Origin of the sequence: Kosakonia sp. CCTCC M2018092 (genome assembly GCF_003864115.1) — a bacterium.
GTDB lineage: Bacteria > Pseudomonadota > Gammaproteobacteria > Enterobacterales > Enterobacteriaceae > Kosakonia > Kosakonia cowanii.
Map to the genome: position 1 here is coordinate 3,155,234 of NZ_CP034225.1, position 17,545 is coordinate 3,172,778.

Consider the following 17,545-nt stretch of genomic DNA (forward strand, 5'->3'; position numbering starts at 1 on the left):
TGCACACACGCAGCCAGCAATCTATAAAGAAGCAAAATAACTTACCGCACGCGATGCCGCTGTGCTGATAATCCGCTATAAATCCCGCCCGGAACTCTGTACAATCCCTCGCCTAAGATCCTATAACTGATTACTTTTTGAACTATGAGCAATGTGAACCTGCAGCCGAAAATCGGCTTTGTCTCTCTTGGCTGCCCAAAAAATCTCGTCGACTCCGAACGCATCCTTACGGAGCTGCGTACCGAAGGTTACGATGTTGTCCCGAGTTACGATGATGCCGATATGGTGATCGTCAATACCTGCGGTTTTATCGACAGCGCCGTGCAGGAGTCGCTGGAAGCGATCGGCGAAGCGCTGAATGAAAACGGTAAAGTGATTGTCACCGGCTGTCTGGGCGCGAAAGAGGATCAGATCCGCGAAGTGCACCCGAAGGTGCTGGAGATCACCGGCCCGCACAGCTATGAGCAGGTTCTCGCCCATGTTCATCACTATGTGCCGAAACCGCAGCACAACCCCTTCTTAAGCCTGGTGCCGGAACAGGGCGTGAAACTGACGCCGCGCCACTATGCTTACCTGAAAATTTCCGAAGGCTGTAACCACCGCTGCACCTTCTGCATCATTCCGTCGATGCGTGGCGATCTGGTAAGCCGCCCGATTGGCGACGTGCTCTCCGAGGCGAAACGCCTGGTCGATGCCGGCGTTAAAGAGCTGCTGGTGATTTCGCAGGATACTTCCGCTTACGGCGTTGATGTGAAGCACCGCATGGGCTTTCACAACGGCGAGCCGGTGAAAACCAGCATGGTTGGCCTTTGCGAACAGCTGGCGAAACTCGGTGTCTGGACGCGTCTGCACTACGTTTACCCCTACCCGCACGTGGATGACGTGATCCCGCTGATGGCGGAAGGCAAAATTCTGCCCTACCTCGACATCCCGTTGCAGCACGCCAGCCCGCGCATTCTGAAGCTGATGAAGCGCCCTGGCGCGGTCGACCGCCAGCTGGCACGCATCAAGCGCTGGCGCGAGATCTGCCCGGAGCTGACGCTGCGCTCCACCTTTATCGTCGGCTTCCCCGGCGAGACCGAAGAAGATTTCCAGATGCTGCTCGACTTCCTGACCGAAGCGCGCCTCGATCGCGTCGGCTGCTTCAAATACAGCCCGGTTGAGGGTGCCACCGCCAATGAGCTGGCGGATCAGGTGCCGGAAGAGGTGAAAGAGGAGCGCTGGAACCGCTTTATGCAGCTGCAACAGCGCATCTCCGCCGAGCGTTTGCAGGAGAAGATTGGTCGCGAAATCCTGGTGATGATCGATGAAGTGGATGAAGAAGGCGCGATTGGCCGCAGTATGGCCGATGCCCCGGAAATCGACGGCGCGGTCTACCTGAACGGTGACACTAACGTCAAACCAGGCGATATAGTTCGCGTGAAAGTCGAGAACGCCGACGAGTATGACCTGTGGGGCACACGCGTTTAAGCGATAAAAAAACCCGGCACCCGCCGGGTTTTTTGTGCTTAAGAATGACCCACTATTTATATCGAACAGGCGATGCGCTCACGTAGCCACTGATGAGCGAGATCGCGGTGAACACGTTCGGGCCAGAGCATAACCATCTCAAATCCCGGAACCTCAACAGGTGACTCAATGACCTGCAGCGCATCGTTTTCACACACAAGCCGCCACGGCACCATTGCAACCAGATCGGTACTCTTCAGGACCGCAATAAGCAGCAGGAAATTTGGCACAGAGAGTGATACACGGCGCGTCATCCCGCTTTCGGCAAGGGCGATATCTGTCACACCATGAAATCCCGCCCCCTCCGGTGAAACAATGGCATGCTCAAGCTGACAGAACTGCTCGAGCGAAAGTGGGCTATGAAAATGAGGATGCCCTGCGCGTCCAGCAAGCACATAACGTTCTGTGAACAACGTGCGGCGATGTAAATTTACTGGTGCTTCATCACTTGTCATAAAAGCAAGATCGATCTCTCCTTGTTCCGCTTTCCTTGCTACTTGTGAAGGAGGACTTTGTACAACTGCCATGCGTGTAGCTGGTGCAGCACTGCGTAACATTGCCAGGGCGGGCTCCAGGATAGTCATTGCACCATAATCAAAGGCAGCGACATGCCAGTGCTGATTTGCCAGCGCTGGGTTGAAGGTGCCTGAAGGAGCAATCACTTTTTGGATAGCGGCTAATGCATGCTGCAGAGGTTCACGAAGCTCGTCGGCGCGCGCCGTGGGCCGCATACCACGCGGGCCTGGCAGGAGCAAAGGATCGTCAAATATTTCCCTCAGTCTGGCGAGTTGCACGCTGACTGTAGGCTGCGACAGGTTTAAGCGTTCAGCGGCGCGCGTAACACTATGTTCTGACAAAAGCGCATCAAGCGTAACCAACAGATTTAAATCAATATTTCTTAAGGTATTAATCATTTCAATACCGGGTATTTTAGAAATTCATTTTAACTATACCAGATGCGGGGCTAGTGTGTCGGGACTTACTTAAAAGGACTATTTATATGAATATTCTTCTTGTCCATGCCCAGCCTGAAAAGACGTCATTAACACATCATCTTGTCAATATTGCCCAGGAGTTATTAACGGCTCAGGGGCATACCGTTATTCAATCGGATCTTTATGCTATGGGGTGGAAAGCAGTATTTGACGGCGAAGACTTTCCTGATCGAATCAATACTGAACGCCTGTCCTTTATTGAAGAGTCGAAGCACGCCTTTACACACGGCCAACAGACAGCAGATGTCGAACAAGAACAACGCAAGGTCCAGGCCGCCGATGCGGTTATCTTTCTTTTTCCGCTCTGGTGGTTCAGCATGCCCGCAATTATGAAAGGCTGGATAGAGCGGGTGTGGGCGTATGGCCTGGCATATGGGTATAAGGATAAAGGCAATGCGCATCGTTATGGAGAAGGTGCTTTTACAGGTAAGCGTGCGCTACTGGCCGTTTCGGTTGGTGGTCCAGAACGTGATTATTCTCAAAGGGGCATTAATGGCCCGCTGGAGCAATTACTCTTTCCCATCACGCATGGAACCCTTTTTTACACGGGAATGGAGGTATTACCCACGTTTGCTGTTTATAGTAGCGGGCGAATCGGCACTGAGGCCTTATTTGAGGCGGAAGCCAACTGGCGCAGCCGGCTGGCAGGGCTGTTTAACGACATTCCGATTCCCTTCCGCGCGCAAAATGCGGGAGATTACCCGGATCGTCATGTGCTGTCCGATCACCTTGCCCCGGGACAGAAAGGGCTTGCAGTGCATATTGCCGATACTTAATAACGTTCTGAAACTGACATAAGCAGTATCAGAACGGTAAAGCTATTTGTTACTAAAAGATGGCTCCCGCTTCCTGAATCAGTCCGCTTTGTGGCAAGAGCGGAACTTGCTTACATCATGCTATGTTAGTTTGCTGGGAGCAGGTCAAAGATGTTCACCGCGCCTATGCTTCAGCAACACCTTCCAGAACTTTTCAAGGAATAGAGAAATGGCTCGTAAGTATGTTTATGGTGATAAACCAATCCGCACAACAACCGCTGAGATAGTGGAAAACGAGTTTGCTGGAAAGGCTACGGCTGCTCAGGTCGATGCAATTTTAAAGAAAAGATTCCCACATTACAAAGACAATACTTATTTGAATCTGATAGTTAACGCAGTTAACTGCAATCGTGGTCACTGGAGTTTTAACAAGACTGCCAGACGAACAGATGATGCCACCCATCGCCACCATGAATATGATCGACTTTTCAAGCGCGGAAACGTTTTCGAGGTCTATGATTCCGCACTTCATGGTGTGTTTGAAATCTATGAAACTTCAGACGGCAAATGGCTAACACGTCCGGTTAAAAGTGAGTTTGAAGAGGCCATAGAAACAGCGTCTCAACTTACCTCAGAACAACGTAGAGAGAAGCTGGCTACAGCCAACACCACGCCAGAAAGGGTCATTATAAAGAGCTATATCTTCAAGCGTAATCCCCTCGTTGTAGCAGAGGTATTAGCCTTAGCTGGAGGTAAGTGTCAAAGCTGCCTACGTGACGCACCATTCAAGCGAGAAGATGGTAGACCATATCTTGAAGTGCATCATGTGGAGTGGCTTGCTAACGGTGGAGAGGACTCTGTTGAAAATGCTATTGCACTCTGTCCGAACTGTCACCGCGAAGCACACTACGGCACGCTTGTGTTGAAGCCGACTAACATTAAGTAGTCTTCTTATAGCCCTCAACGTCTGCTCCTCACTCAAAGCAGCCCCCCAGCGCAGTCAGTTAGCTCTCCCCAAGCCTGAAGCTTTCAATTATTTTCAGAGAATCTGGCTACCATCCAGTCGATAAATATCCTCACCCGAGCATTCAACTGCCTGGCGGGGGGATAAATGATTGAGACCGGAAACTGCCTGTGTGTTAGCTCTTCAAGAACAGGAACAAGCTCGCCTGATTCAATAAAGCGCCTGGCTACGGAGGCATGAGTTTGTCCGATGCCCATGCCGTGTACCAGCATGCTAATCAACGCTGCACTGTCATTGGCGGAGATATCAAAAGCGCCTAACTGCTTATCCTCTCCCCTGGTGCGGAAACGCAGAGGCCAGGCTTCACCTGTCGCGGCACTAAAGTATCCGACGATGTTGTGTCCATTCTCAAGGTCAGAAAGGTTTTTCGGCACCCCACACTGTTCAAGGTAGCCAGGGCTTGCACAGGTGATTAAGCGATCTTTATAAAGTGTCCGTGCAATCAAGGAAGAGTCCGCCAGCTCCCCTGCGCGAATGGCACAATCAACGCCCTCTTCAATGAGATTAACCGGACGATCGCCGATCCCAAGCGCCAGCTGAATATGAGGATAGCGTTCACGAAACTCTTCCAGCACTGGCATAAGAACAAAATTAGCCAGCGAGGAGTGAAGGTCGATTCGCAGCCTCCCTTTCGCAGCCGCACCAATGTCCCGCATTGCGCCTTCGGTCTCATCAAGTTGGGTGACGAGCTTGCTGATCCGTCTGTAATACTCCGCGCCCTCAGTCGTTAACGCGATAGAGCGGGTGGTGCGCTGGATGAGTTTCGTTCCCAGATGCGCTTCTAACGCTTTGAGATTTTTACTGACAGTGGAGCGCGGCAAACTCAGGTGTGCTGCGGCCTTTGTGAAAGAGCGCGTCTCAACGATGCGCTGAAATGTGCGTATAGCTAACAGGTGATCCATTGTCATACTCCAGACTATCTCGTCTGATTGTACACACAGATGAAAACTGAAGTCATAAATTAGGGGATTATCCCGTTTGCCACTCCAGCTATCCTGCGGTCATCAAATGCACTGAAGGAGAGCAAACATGACTGAAGTTAAAGCAAAACGGCAGGCATTACTTGAGGCCCGATATGGTACAGAGCAACAAAAACCAGACAACCTAATCTGGACTCCGCAGGTTGAAGCCCTTCTGAGCCATAAATCGGTCAGGACCTTTCTGCCACATCCGCTTCCGGAAGGCGCAATAGAGACAATGGTTGCTGCGGCGCAGTCGGCATCGAACTCCTCTGCTCTCAACCAGTGGAGCCTGGTGGCCATCACGGACACGCAGCTAAAACAGCGGATTTCCGACACGGTAGCCCGTTCGGTTCCTGTGGATCGTATTCCGTGGATTGAGGAAGCTCCCGCATTGCTACTCTGGGTGGCGGATCTGTCACGCGCTGCCGGATTAACAGAGGATGCGGGGAAAGCGCCGGTTGTATTCGACTACCTTGACTCTTTCCTGATGGCTTCGATTGATGCCGCACTTGCCGCGCAGAATGCGGCAATAGCAGCCGAATCTATCGGCCTGGGGATAGTCTATCTCGGCGTTATGCGTAATATCGCAAAAGAGGTCGCGGAAATAATAAACCTGCCTGAGTACAGCTTTGTCACCTTTGGTATGGCGGTAGGATTGCCGGATGAGAGCAGGACCAGCAGCATTCGGCCGCGACCCGCTCAGCCAATGGTGCTGTATTACAATCAATACGAACAGGATCGGTATCGCGACTATCTTGCACGGTATGAAACCGCTTATCAGGCATTCCGTTGCCGCCAGAAGATGAGCGACAAAACCTGGGCTGGCTCCGTAGTTGAGTCCGCAACCAGCATGGATTATTTAGGCGGCAGAGACAAATTACGCGAAACGATAATACAACGCGGTTTCAGATTGAAATAACGGAAGGTATCAACCTTCCGCCAGTTTTCAGGGCTCATCTGCTGAGCCCTCAGGGCTGGTTTAAGACCCCGCTTTTTCTCACCCCTTAATTTTCGGGTCCAGCGCGTCGCGCAGCCCATCTCCCAGCAAATTAAACGCCAGCACCGTGACAAAAATCGCCAGCGACGGGAAGAGCGCTACATGTGGAGCGATGACCATATCCGCGCGGGCTTCATTAAGCATCGCGCCCCACTCTGGCGTCGGTGGCTGTGCGCCGAGGCCAAGGAACGAGAGGCTGGCCGCTGAGATAATCGAGGTGCCAATGCGCATGGTGAAATAGACCACGATGGAGGAGACCGTACCCGGCAGAATATGGTGGAAGAGGATCACCGCGTCGCTGGCACCGATGCTGCGCGCCGACTCGATAAAGGTTTGCTGTTTCAGCACCAGCGTATTACCGCGCACCAGCCGGGCAAATGCCGGCACGGAAAAGACCGCCACGGCGATAATCACATTCGCCATGCCGCTGCCCATTACCGCCACCACGGCAATCGCCAGCAAAATACCGGGAAAGGCGAACAGCACATCGCAGATGCGCATAATGATGCGATCCCACCACCCTTCGTAGTAGCCCGCCAGCAGCCCCAGCACCGTGCCGATCGCCGCGCCAATCAGCACCGCGAAAACACCCGCCGCCAGCGAGATCTGCGCACCCACCAGAACGCGGCTAAAGATATCGCGCCCGAGCGAGTCGACGCCGAACCAGTGCACCAGCGATGGTCCCTCGTTCAGCCGGTCATAATCGAAGTAGTTCTCTGCATCAAACGGGGCGATCCACGGCGCAATCACCGCCAGCAGGATCAGCAGCAGGACAAACAGCCCGGCGGTCATGGCCACGGGCTGACGGCAGAAGCGCCGCCAGAACTCATGCCATGGAGTGCGCACATGACCCGGTTTTACCGTGGGCATGGCATTTAAAATCGCCTGTCGACGCCAGTTTAACAATCGCATCCTTACTTATACCTGATAGCGGGATTTAGGGCGGCGTAGAGAACATCCACCACTAAGTTGATAAGAATAAACTCCAGCGAGAAGAGCAGCACTTCCGCCTGAATCACCGGGTAGTCGCGCATCTCCACCGAGTCGACCAGCAAACGCCCGAGCCCCGGCCAGTTGAAGACCTTCTCTACCACAATCGATCCGCCGAGCAGGAAGCCAAACTGCAGCCCCATCATCGTCACCACCGGGATCATAGCATTGCGCAGGCCGTGCTTGAGGATCACCCACTTTTCGCTGACGCCCTTTGCCCGCGCGGTGCGCATATAGTCCTCATTGAGCACCTCGACGAACGAGGCGCGGGTGAAGCGCGCCATCACCGCTGCCACCGCCGCGCCAAGGGTCAGCGACGGCAGAATATAGTGTTGCCAGCTCTCGGCACCGACGGTTGGCAGCCAGCCCAGCTCAACGGAGAAGACCTGCATCAGCAGCATCCCGAGCGCAAAGGCCGGGAACGAAAGCCCCATCACCGCCACCGCCATCCCCAGATGATCGGGCCAGCGGTTACGCCACACGGCGGCGGCGATGCCCGCGCCCAGCCCAAACAGCATCGCCCACAGCATGCTGGTTAGGGTGAGCAGGAAGGTCGGCATAAAGCGGCTGGCAATCTCTTCCACCACCGGGCGGCGCGACGCCATCGACACGCCGAAATCCCCCTGCAACACGCTGGTGACGTAGTGCCAGAACTGCAACCACAGCGGCTGATCCAGCCCGAGCTGTCGACGCACCAGCTCAATTACCTCGGCATCCGCTTCCGGCCCGGCAATCAGGCGCGCCGGATCGCCCGGCAGCAGGTGGACAAACAGAAACACCAGCACGGCCACAATCAGCAGCGTCGGAATCAGGCCCAGCAAGCGTTTAATAATATAATTCAGCATCTCATCTTCCCTCACTCCGCCCCCAGTTCAGCAAGGCGGCGTGAGTTATCTATTGCAAATCGGCGTTATCAAAACTAAAGCCGGTATCCGGCATGATGTAAAAACCGGTCAGCTTTTTGTTATGAGCGGAAACCAGCTTCTCAACCACCAGCGGCACCCACGGCGACTCTTTCCAGAGGATATCCTGCGCCTCTTTATAGAGCCGCGCTTTTTCATCTGTGCTGGTGGTTTTCAATGCGTCGGCCAGATCCTTATCCACCTGCGGGTTGCTGTAGAAGGCGGTGTTGAACTGCGTCGGCGGCCAGTTCCATGAGGCAAACAGCGGCGAGAGCGCCCAGTCCGCTTCGCCGGTCGAGGAGGTCCAGCCGGTATAGAACATACGCACCCCGCTCTGCTTCTGCCCTTTCGCTTCCACTTCCGCCGCCCGCTGCCCGGCATCCATCGCCGTCACCTGCACTTTGATCCCCACCTGCGCCAGCTGCTGTTGCGTGAACTGCAACACCTTCTGCGCGGTGCTGTGATTATGGGAAGACCAGAGCGTAGTAGTGAAGCCCTGCGGATAACCCGCCTCTTTCAGCAGCTCGCGCGCTTTAGCCGGATCGTACGGCCAGGGTTGATAGCTCTGTGAATAAGCAATGGTCGGCGGCAACACGCCGGTCGCCGGGGTGGCGAAACCGGCAAACGCCACTTTCACCAACGCCTGGCGGTTAATGGCGTAGTTGATCGCCTCGCGCACTTTCGGGTTGTCGAACGGCTTTTGCGTCACGTTCATGCTGATATAGCGCTGCATAATCGACGGGCTGGCAACCAGCTCCAGCTTACTGTTTCGTTTCAGCACCGCCGCCTGCTCATAAGGGATGGGGAAGGCGAACTGCGCCTCGCCGGTCTGCAACATCGCCGCGCGGGTGTTGTTATCCACCACCGGACGCCAGGTGATGGAGTCCAGCTTCGGCAGGCCCTGCTGCCAGTAACCGGCAAACTTTTTCACCTTCACAAAATCGGTCTGGTTCCACGCTTCCAGCGTATAGGGGCCAGTGCCGACCGGGTGGAAACCGATCTCTTTGCCATATTTTTTCAGCGCCGCCGGTGAAATCATCGCCGATGCCGGATGGGCCAGAATATTGATAAACGCCGAGAAGGGCTGCTTGAGGGTGATCTTCACCGTGCTCTCATCGACGGCCTCGGTGCTGGCGATATTTTTATAGAGGTTGTAGCGCTTAAGGCTGTTAGCCGGGTTGCTGGCGCGATCGAGGTTCGCTTTCACCGCTTCGGCGTTAAAATCGGTCCCATCCTGGAACTTCACCCCTTTGCGCAGCTTGATGGTGTAGACCAGCCCGTCGTCGGAGACGGTGTAACTCTCTGCCAGTACATTGACCAGCTTCATCTCTTTATCGAGGCCAAATAGCCCCTGATAGAAGGATTTTGCCACCGCCTGCGAGAGCGTATCGTTGGCGTCATAGGGATCAAGGGTGGTGAAGTTGGAACCGACCGCTACCACCACATCTTTCGCGGCAAACGCCGGGAGGGCGCTCAGCGCGACAACCACGCCTGCAACGGCCCGCCAGTGTCGGGAAATGATCTCTGTCATGCTGCTCTCCTGAAAAACCCTGTCTGTCATCAATTAAAAACGCGACTGCGTGCTGCCGGGCGTCGTTCTGGCGACGAAGTGCCCTGGCCCCACGTTTTGCAGCTGTACGCGCTGCATTGTTTCCCCGCGTTTACGAATATTGCTCGGCATATCATCGGATAAGAGCACCCGCTGCGGCGGCTGGTGGGCAGGATCGGCCACCGGCACCGCCGACATCAGCTTGCGGGTATAGGGGTGCTGCGGGTTTTCAAACACCGCGCGGCGCGGGCCGATCTCAACAATCTGCCCGAGATACATCACCGCCACACGGTGGCTGATCCGCTCCACGACCGCCATATCATGGGAGATAAAGAGAAACGCGATCCCCAACTCACGCTGCAAATCGAGCAGCAAATTGATGATCTGCGCGCGAATCGAGACATCCAGCGCCGAGACGGACTCATCAGCAACCACCACGCGCGGGTTCAGCGCCAGCGCGCGGGCGATGCAAATACGCTGGCGCTGGCCGCCGGAAAACTCGTGCGGATAGCGCCAGGCGTGCTCCGGCTTAAGCCCGACGCGCTCGAGCAGCCACTCCACGCGCTGGTGTGCTTCCGCTTCGCCGAGAAGATTGTGCACGCGCAGCGGTTCAATAATTGAATCGCCCACCGTCTGGCGCGGATCGAGAGAAGCGTACGGATCCTGAAAAATAAACTGAATATCGCGGCGCACCAGCTTCATCTTGTGATCCGGCAGGGTGTCGATACGCTCGCCGTTAAAGGTAATCGAGCCGCCCTGGCTCTCTACCAGCCGCAGTAGCGCGCGTCCGGTGGTCGATTTTCCGCTGCCTGATTCGCCGACAATCGCCAGCGTTTCGCCAGGCCAGAGATCGAAGCTGATGCCCTCTACCGCATGCACCTCTTTGGTGATGCGGTTAAGCAAGCCGCCGCGCAGGGGGAAGCGCGCCACCAGGTCGCGAACCTGCAAAATCGGCTCGCCGGGCACCACGGTATCCTGCTCCGTTTCCGGCTCCTGCACCTGCGGGTTTTTCGCCGAGATAAGCGGGAAGCGGCGCGGCAGATCGCTGCCGTTCATCGCGCCAAGCTTCGGCACCGCCGCCAGCAGGGCTTTGGTATAGGGGTGCTGCGGGTCGCGGAAGACGCACTCGACGCTGCCGGTCTCCACCGCTTCGCCCTGGTTCATCACCAGCACGCGATCGGCGATATCCGCTACCACGCCCATATCGTGGGTAATAAAGATCACCCCCATCGACATCTCTTTTTGCAGCACGGCAATGAGCTGCAAAATCTGCGCCTGGATCGTGACATCCAGCGCGGTGGTTGGCTCATCGGCAATCAGCACCGCCGGGCGACAGGAGAGCGCCATGGCGATCATCACCCGCTGGCGCATGCCGCCGGAGAGCTGATGGGGAAAACTGGAGAGAATGGATTGCGCTTCGGGAATGCGTACCAGGTCGAGCATACGCCGCGCTTCGCGCATCGCCTGCTCACGGCCCAGTTTCTGATGGAGGCGAATCGACTCGGCAATCTGCTCACCGACCGGGAAAACCGGGTTGAGCGAGGTCATCGGCTCCTGGAAAATCATCGCGATATCCGCCCCGCGCACGCTGCGCATCTGCGAGGAGGAGAGCGTGTTGATATCGACCTTCTGGCGGTTGCGCCGCGTCAGGCAGATATGATCGCAGTTCACTTCGCCGCCCGCTTGTTCAATCAGCTTGAGCAGCGAGAGCGCGGTAACCGACTTCCCGGAGCCAGATTCGCCGACAATCGCCAGCGTTTCGCCCCGTTTCAGATTAAAAGAGAGGTTACGTACCACCGGGGTAAGCTGCTTCTCATGGCTAAATGCGATATTCAGATTGCTGACGTCAAGAACCACGTCTGCCTCTGGTTCAAAGCCTTGCGACACCCCACTCTCCTTTTCTACGATAGCTGCCTTTGTGAAAGACGATTTCTGAATATAGGAAGTCGTTACAACGATGTAAAGCAATGTGATAACAATGAGGTAGACGCAAGTCATATTGACCCCTCCCCTTTTCTGCCATAATGGCCGCTTCTCGCGTTGACTGGATAGAAATTATGGAATCTGCAAATGGCCTGATCTCGCTGGAGACGGCGCTGTCGAAAATGCTGTCACGCATTTCACCGCTCACTGAGCACGAAACCCTGCCGCTGCTCGCCTGTTTTGGCCGCGTAGTCGCGCAAGATGTTATCTCCCCGCTGAATGTCCCCGGTTTTGATAACTCGGCGATGGACGGCTACGCCGTGCGCCTGGCGGATCTCAACGGCGGCAACGCGCTGCCGGTAGCAGGCAAAGCCTTTGCCGGGCAGCCCTTTAGCGGCGAGTGGCCGCAAGGCACCTGCATACGCATTATGACCGGCGCACCGATCCCGGCGGGCTGCGAAGCGGTGGTGATGCAGGAGCAGACGGAGCAGAGCGACGACGGCATCCGTTTTACCGCTGAGGTGCGCGCCAACCAGAACATTCGCCGCGCGGGCGAAGATATCACCAAAGGCGCCAGTGTCTTTACGGCGGGCACAAAACTGACCGCCGCCGAGCTGCCGGTGCTGGCCTCTCTCGGCATTGCCGACGTGAGCGTGGTACGCAAGGTGCGCGTGGCGCTCTTCTCCACCGGTGATGAACTGCAACTGCCGGGCCAGCCGCTGGCTGACGGGCAGATTTACGACACTAACCGCCTGTCGGTGCACCTGATGCTGGAACAGCTTGGTTATGAGGTGATTAACCTCGGGATTGTGCCGGACGATCCGCAGAAACTGCGCGACACCTTTATTGCCGCCGACAGCCAGGCGGACGTGGTGATCAGCACCGGCGGCGTGTCGGTGGGCGAAGCGGACTACACCAAAACCATTCTTGATGAGCTGGGTGAAATCGCCTTCTGGAAGCTGGCGATCAAACCGGGCAAGCCCTTTGCGTTCGGCAAGCTAACAAAGAGCTGGTTCTGCGGCCTGCCGGGCAACCCGGTCTCTGCCACATTAACCTTCTACCAACTGGTGCTACCGCTGCTGGCGAAACTGAGCGGCAATAGCGCGGATGTGACGCCACTGCGTTTTCGCGCGCGCGTTATCGGCGGGCTGAAAAAGTCGCCGGGGCGTCTCGATTTCCAGCGCGGGGTTGTCAGCCGCGGTGAAGATGGCACGCTTGAAGTGCGCACTACTGGTCATCAGGGCTCGCATATTTTCAGCTCCTTCAGCCAGGGCAACTGCTTTGTGGTGCTGGAGCGGGAGCGCGGCAACGTGGCGGCGGGCGAATGGGTAGATGTGGAGATGTTTAACCATCTCTTCGGAGGCTGACGATGGCAGAAGAGCTCAGCGACAGCGAGATGATGCGCTACAACCGGCAGATTACTCTGCGCGGGTTCGATTTTGACGGCCAGGAGCGGTTAAAAGCCGCGCGCGTGCTGGTGGTCGGGCTCGGCGGGCTTGGCTGCGCGGCAGCGCAATATCTGGCGGCGGCGGGCGCAGGCATGATGACGCTGCTCGATTTCGACACGGTGGCGCTGTCAAACCTGCAACGCCAGACGCTGCACGGCGATGCGGATATCGGTAGCGCTAAAGTGGACTCTGCCCGCGAATCGCTGCTGCGTATCAACCCGCATGTCGACTATGTCACCGTTAATGCCTTGCTTGATGAAACGGCGCTGTTTGCGCAGATTGCCGCGCACGATCTGGTGCTGGACTGTACCGATAATGTAGCGATCCGCAACCAGCTCAACGTTGGCTGTTTTCAGCATAAAGTGCCGCTGGTCTCCGGCGCGGCTATTCGCATGGAGGGGCAGATCAGCGTCTTTACCTGGGCGGACGGCGCGCCCTGCTACCGATGCCTGAGCCGCCTGTTTGGCGAGAATGCGCTGACCTGCGTGGAAGCAGGCGTGATGGCACCGCTGGTCGGCGTTATCGGATCGATGCAGGCGATGGAAGCGATTAAGGTGTTGACCCATTACGGCACGCCCGCCGCGGGCAAGATCGTGATGTACGATGCGATGCAGTGCCAGTTCCGCGAGATGAAGCTTATGCGTAACCCGCAGTGTGAAGTATGCGGCGATGGCGCATCGCCCGCGGTTTAATTGCCGGATGGCGGCGTAAACGCCTTATCCGGCCTACGGGGTTGCGGACGTATTTTTGCCGGATGACGGAGTAACGCCTTATCCGGTCCACGGGTTTGCGGGCGTCTTTTGCCGGATGGCCGCGTAAACACCTTATCCGGCCTACGGGGTTGCGGACGGCTTTTTGCCGGATGGCGGCGGTTTTGTAGGCCGGGTAAGCGCAGCGCCACCCGGCAATTTCCCTTTCGGGCACAAGGCGTAAACCGCGAACCTCATCACAACAACTTTCATTCGAAAGTTATTTAATCTCCACATGAAATATGTGGAGATGGTCGATGATTTTCAATATTCAGCGCTACTCAACCCATGACGGCCCCGGCATCCGCACGGTGGTGTTTCTGAAAGGGTGCCCGCTGCGCTGCCGCTGGTGCCAGAACCCGGAAAGCCGCGCCCGCTCGCGCGAACTGCTGTTTGACCCTCGCCTGTGCCTTACCGGCTGTGATTTGTGCCAGCGCGCCGCGCCTGCGGTGATTGAGCGCGCGCAAAATCATCTCTTAATCCAGCGTGAAAAAATCACCGATGCAGCGCTGGATGCCCTCACCGGCTGCTGCCCGACCGAAGCGCTGAGTGTCTGTGGCGAGAAGAAATCGGTGGCGGAGATGATGGCGACGGTGCTGCGCGACAAACCCTTTTACGATCGCAGCGGCGGCGGCGTGACTCTCTCCGGCGGCGAGCCTTTTATGCACCCTGAACTTTCAGAAGCACTGCTGCGCGAGAGCCATCAGCACGGCATCCACACAGCCGTTGAGACCTGCCTGCACGTGCCGTGGCGTTATATCGAACCCTCACTGCCGTGGGTGGATCTCTTTCTCGCCGATCTGAAACATGTCGATGAAAATGCCTTTCGCGTCTGGACAAACGGCTCTGCCGCGCGCGTGCTCGATAATCTGCAACGCCTCGCCCGCGCCGGGAAAAAAATGATTATTCGCGTACCGCTGATCCCCGGCTTTAACGCCGATAAAGCCACCATTGAAGCGATTACCAACTTTGCCGCCGACCAGCTGCGTGTCGGCGAAATCCACTTTCTGCCCTATCACACGCTGGGCATGCAGAAGTTTGAGCTGCTCGGCGAAACCTGTACCGCCCCTGAAAAGCCGCTCGACGCCCCTGAACTACTGGCATTCGCCGCGGCATTTGCCCGCCAGAAAGGGCTGGCGACGACACTGCGAGGATAAGATTATGACCCTGATGCAACTCAACACGCTGCCTGAGCGCATCCGCGCGCATAAACAGGCACTGATCTCGATTGTAAAACCGCCGATCTGCACCGAACGCGCGCTGCACTACACCCAGGTATATCAGCAACATATGGATAAACCGCTGCCGGTGCGCCGCGCGCTGGCGTTAGCCCATCACCTGGCGCAGCGCACTATCTGGATCAAACATGACGAGCTGATTATCGGCAACCAGGCAAGCGAAGTGCGCGCCGCGCCGATCTTCCCGGAGTACACCGTCTCGTGGATTGAGAAAGAGATTGATGAGCTGGCGGATCGCCCCGGCGCGGGCTTTGCGGTCAGCGAAGCGAATAAGCGCGTGCTGCATGAAGTGTGCCCGTGGTGGCGCGGCCAGACGGTGCAGGATCGCTGCTACGGCATGTTTACCGACGAGCAGAAAGCTTTGCTGGCGAGCGGCATTATCAAAGCCGAAGGCAATATGACCTCCGGCGATGCGCACCTGGCGGTGAACTTCCCGCTGCTGCTGACAAAAGGGTTGGATGGCCTGCGCGAGCAGGTGCGCGAGCGCCGCACGCGGATTGATTTGACGCAGCTTGCGGATCTGCACGGCGAGCAGTTCCTGAAAGCGATTGATATCGTGCTTGAGGCCGTCAGCCTGCATATTGTGCGTTTTGCTGACCTTGCGCGCACGATGGCGGCTGACGAGCCGCGCGAAAGCCGCCGCGACGAACTGCTGGCTATCGCCGAGAACTGTGAGCTTATCGCCCACCAGCCGCCGCGCACCTTCTGGCAGGCACTGCAACTCTGCTACTTTATCCAGCTACTGTTGCAGATTGAATCCAACGGTCATTCGGTGTCGTTTGGCCGAATGGATCAGTACCTCTACCCCTTCTGGCGTCGCGATGTCGAGCTGCAACAGACCCTGCACCGCGAGCAGGGTATTGAGCTGTTGCAGAGCTGCTGGCTGAAGCTGCTGGAGGTGAACAAAATCCGCTCCGGCAGCCACTCGAAAGCCTCGGCGGGCAGCCCGCTCTACCAGAATGTCACCATCGGCGGGCAGGCGTGGCACAACGGCCAGATCCATGACGCGGTAAACCCGCTCTCTTACGCCATCCTCGAATCCTGCGGACGGTTGCGCTCCACTCAGCCCAACCTCAGCGTGCGCTATCACGCCGGGATGAGTGACGATTTTCTCGATGCCTGCGTGCAGGTGATCCGCTGCGGGTTTGGCATGCCAGCGTTTAATAACGATGAGATTGTCATTCCGGCCTTTATCGCGCTGGGCGTGGAGCCTGCCGATGCTTACGACTATGCGGCGATTGGCTGTATTGAGACCGCCGTTGGCGGCAAATGGGGCTACCGCTGCACCGGCATGAGCTTTATTAATTTCGCCCGCGTGATGCTGGCGGCGCTGGAGGGCGGGCGTGACGCCACCAGCGGCGAGGTTTTCCTGGCGCAAAACGAGGCGCTGTCGGCAGGCAACTTCCGCCATTTTGATGACGTGACAGTGGCATGGGACCGGCAGATCCGCTACTACACGCGCAAATCGATTGAGATTGAGTATGTTGTCGACACCATGCTGGAGGAGAACGTGCCGGATATTCTCTGCTCGGCGCTGGTCGACGACTGCATTGAGCGGGCGAAGAGCATCAAACAGGGCGGTGCGAAGTATGACTGGGTCTCCGGCCTGCAGGTGGGCATCGCCAATCTTGGTAACAGCCTCGCGGCGGTGAAAAAGCTGGTATTTGAGCAAGGCCTTATCGGTCAACAGCAGCTGGCAGCAGCGCTGGCGGCGGATTTCGACGGCCTGAGCCACGAACAGCTGCGCCAGCGGCTTATCAACAGCGCGCCGAAGTATGGCAATGATGATGAGAGCGTCGACGCCCTGCTGGTGCGCGCGTATCAGACCTATATCGACGAGTTGAAGCAGTATCGCAACCCGCGTTACGGACGTGGGCCGATTGGCGGCAAATATTACGCTGGTACGTCGTCGATCTCCGCCAACGTGCCGTTTGGCGCGGCAACCATGGCCACGCCGGACGGGCGCAAAGCCCATACGCCGCTGGCAGAGGGGGCAAGCCCGGCCTCCGGTACCGACCATCTTGGGCCGACGGCGGTGATCAACTCCGTCGGCAAACTGCCGGTTGGCGCGATCCTCGGCGGCGTGCTGCTTAACCAGAAACTTAACCCCTCGACGCTGGAAAATGACGGCGACCGGCAGAAGCTGATGGCGCTGCTGCGCACCTTTTTTGAGGTGCATAAGGGTTGGCATATTCAGTACAACATTGTCTCGCGCGAGACGCTGCTGGCCGCGAAGCAGCACCCTGATCAGTATCGTGATTTGGTGGTGCGCGTTGCCGGTTACTCAGCGTTTTTCACCGCCCTGTCGCCGGATGCGCAGGACGATATTATTGCCCGCACCGAACATACGTTGTGATTTTAATTGCCTGATGGCGCTGCGCTTATCAGGCCTAAGAGCAAGCCGGGTAAGGCGCAGCCGCCGCCCGGCGTTTCGGTTAAACTTTCGAATGAAATAAAATTTGTGTAACTCATCACATTCTCTCTAGAATGTTGCTCCTCGTTAT

Annotated in this window: 14 protein-coding genes; 8 read left to right on the forward strand and 6 right to left on the reverse strand. The window is 56.8% G+C overall.

Features of this window, described 5'->3' with window-relative positions:
• Positions 1–144 precede the first annotated feature (144 nt).
• Positions 145–1,470: a 30S ribosomal protein S12 methylthiotransferase RimO gene (gene rimO, locus EH164_RS15060; protein WP_023481461.1), complete on the forward strand. Its 1,326-nt coding sequence runs from the start codon at positions 145–147 to the stop codon at positions 1,468–1,470.
• 56 nt (positions 1,471–1,526) lie between these two features.
• Here rimO and EH164_RS15065 read toward each other — a convergent pair whose 3' ends face one another.
• Entirely contained in the window at positions 1,527–2,420 is an 894-nt protein-coding gene (locus EH164_RS15065) for a LysR family transcriptional regulator (RefSeq protein ID WP_206430706.1), read from the reverse strand.
• An 89-nt stretch (positions 2,421–2,509) separates the two neighbouring features.
• Between EH164_RS15065 and EH164_RS15070 the strand changes: the two genes are divergently transcribed.
• Both EH164_RS15070 and EH164_RS15075 read left to right on the forward strand, forming a co-directional pair.
• Positions 2,510–3,280, forward strand: a complete 771-nt coding sequence (locus EH164_RS15070; RefSeq protein ID WP_124968976.1) for an NAD(P)H-dependent oxidoreductase — start codon at positions 2,510–2,512, stop codon at positions 3,278–3,280.
• Positions 3,281–3,488: 208 nt separating this feature from the next.
• Positions 3,489–4,205, forward strand: coding sequence for an HNH endonuclease (locus EH164_RS15075; RefSeq protein WP_124968978.1), 717 nt, complete (start codon positions 3,489–3,491; stop codon positions 4,203–4,205).
• 83 nt (positions 4,206–4,288) lie between these two features.
• On the opposite strand, the gene EH164_RS15080 is transcribed toward EH164_RS15075, so the two are convergent.
• Complete coding sequence (locus EH164_RS15080) at positions 4,289–5,185, reverse strand: LysR family transcriptional regulator (RefSeq protein WP_124968980.1); 897 nt, start codon at positions 5,183–5,185, stop codon at positions 4,289–4,291.
• 127 nt (positions 5,186–5,312) lie between these two features.
• Between EH164_RS15080 and EH164_RS15085 the strand changes: the two genes are divergently transcribed.
• A complete protein-coding gene (locus tag EH164_RS15085) occupies positions 5,313–6,164 on the forward strand; it encodes a nitroreductase family protein (RefSeq protein ID WP_124968982.1) in 852 nt (283 codons plus the stop codon).
• A gap of 78 nt (positions 6,165–6,242) precedes the next feature.
• On the opposite strand, the gene gsiD is transcribed toward EH164_RS15085, so the two are convergent.
• From gsiD to gsiA, 4 genes are read right to left on the reverse strand one after another with little or no spacing between them, the layout of a single operon-like run.
• On the reverse strand, positions 6,243–7,154 hold the full coding sequence (gene gsiD, locus EH164_RS15090) for a glutathione ABC transporter permease GsiD (RefSeq protein ID WP_034813897.1): 912 nt from the start codon (positions 7,152–7,154) through the stop codon (positions 6,243–6,245).
• A 2-nt stretch (positions 7,155–7,156) separates the two neighbouring features.
• On the reverse strand, positions 7,157–8,077 hold the full coding sequence (gene gsiC, locus EH164_RS15095) for a glutathione ABC transporter permease GsiC (RefSeq protein WP_124968984.1): 921 nt from the start codon (positions 8,075–8,077) through the stop codon (positions 7,157–7,159).
• A 49-nt stretch (positions 8,078–8,126) separates the two neighbouring features.
• Entirely contained in the window at positions 8,127–9,665 is a 1,539-nt protein-coding gene (gene gsiB, locus EH164_RS15100) for a glutathione ABC transporter substrate-binding protein GsiB (RefSeq protein WP_023481808.1), read from the reverse strand.
• Between the two features lie 33 nt (positions 9,666–9,698).
• A complete protein-coding gene (gsiA, locus tag EH164_RS15105; protein WP_192869573.1) occupies positions 9,699–11,570 on the reverse strand; it encodes a glutathione ABC transporter ATP-binding protein GsiA in 1,872 nt (623 codons plus the stop codon).
• Between the two features lie 170 nt (positions 11,571–11,740).
• Between gsiA and moeA the strand changes: the two genes are divergently transcribed.
• The 4 genes from moeA to EH164_RS15125 all read left to right on the forward strand — a co-directional run bounded on the left by moeA (position 11,741) and on the right by EH164_RS15125 (position 17,397).
• Positions 11,741–12,973, forward strand: coding sequence for a molybdopterin molybdotransferase MoeA (gene moeA, locus EH164_RS15110; RefSeq protein WP_124968986.1), 1,233 nt, complete (start codon positions 11,741–11,743; stop codon positions 12,971–12,973).
• A 2-nt stretch (positions 12,974–12,975) separates the two neighbouring features.
• The gene (gene moeB / locus EH164_RS15115; RefSeq protein ID WP_124968988.1) at positions 12,976–13,746 is read left to right on the forward strand and encodes a molybdopterin-synthase adenylyltransferase MoeB; all 771 of its coding nucleotides are present in this window, start codon (positions 12,976–12,978) and stop codon (positions 13,744–13,746) included.
• A gap of 314 nt (positions 13,747–14,060) precedes the next feature.
• Positions 14,061–14,960 (forward strand): glycyl-radical enzyme activating protein, encoded by a 900-nt coding sequence (locus EH164_RS15120; protein WP_124968990.1) that lies wholly within the window; start codon positions 14,061–14,063, stop codon positions 14,958–14,960.
• 4 nt (positions 14,961–14,964) lie between these two features.
• Positions 14,965–17,397 carry a formate C-acetyltransferase/glycerol dehydratase family glycyl radical enzyme gene (locus EH164_RS15125; RefSeq protein ID WP_124968992.1) on the forward strand — a complete coding sequence of 811 codons (2,433 nt, stop codon included), beginning with the start codon at positions 14,965–14,967 and terminating at the stop codon, positions 17,395–17,397.
• The last annotated feature ends 148 nt before the right edge of the window (positions 17,398–17,545 follow it).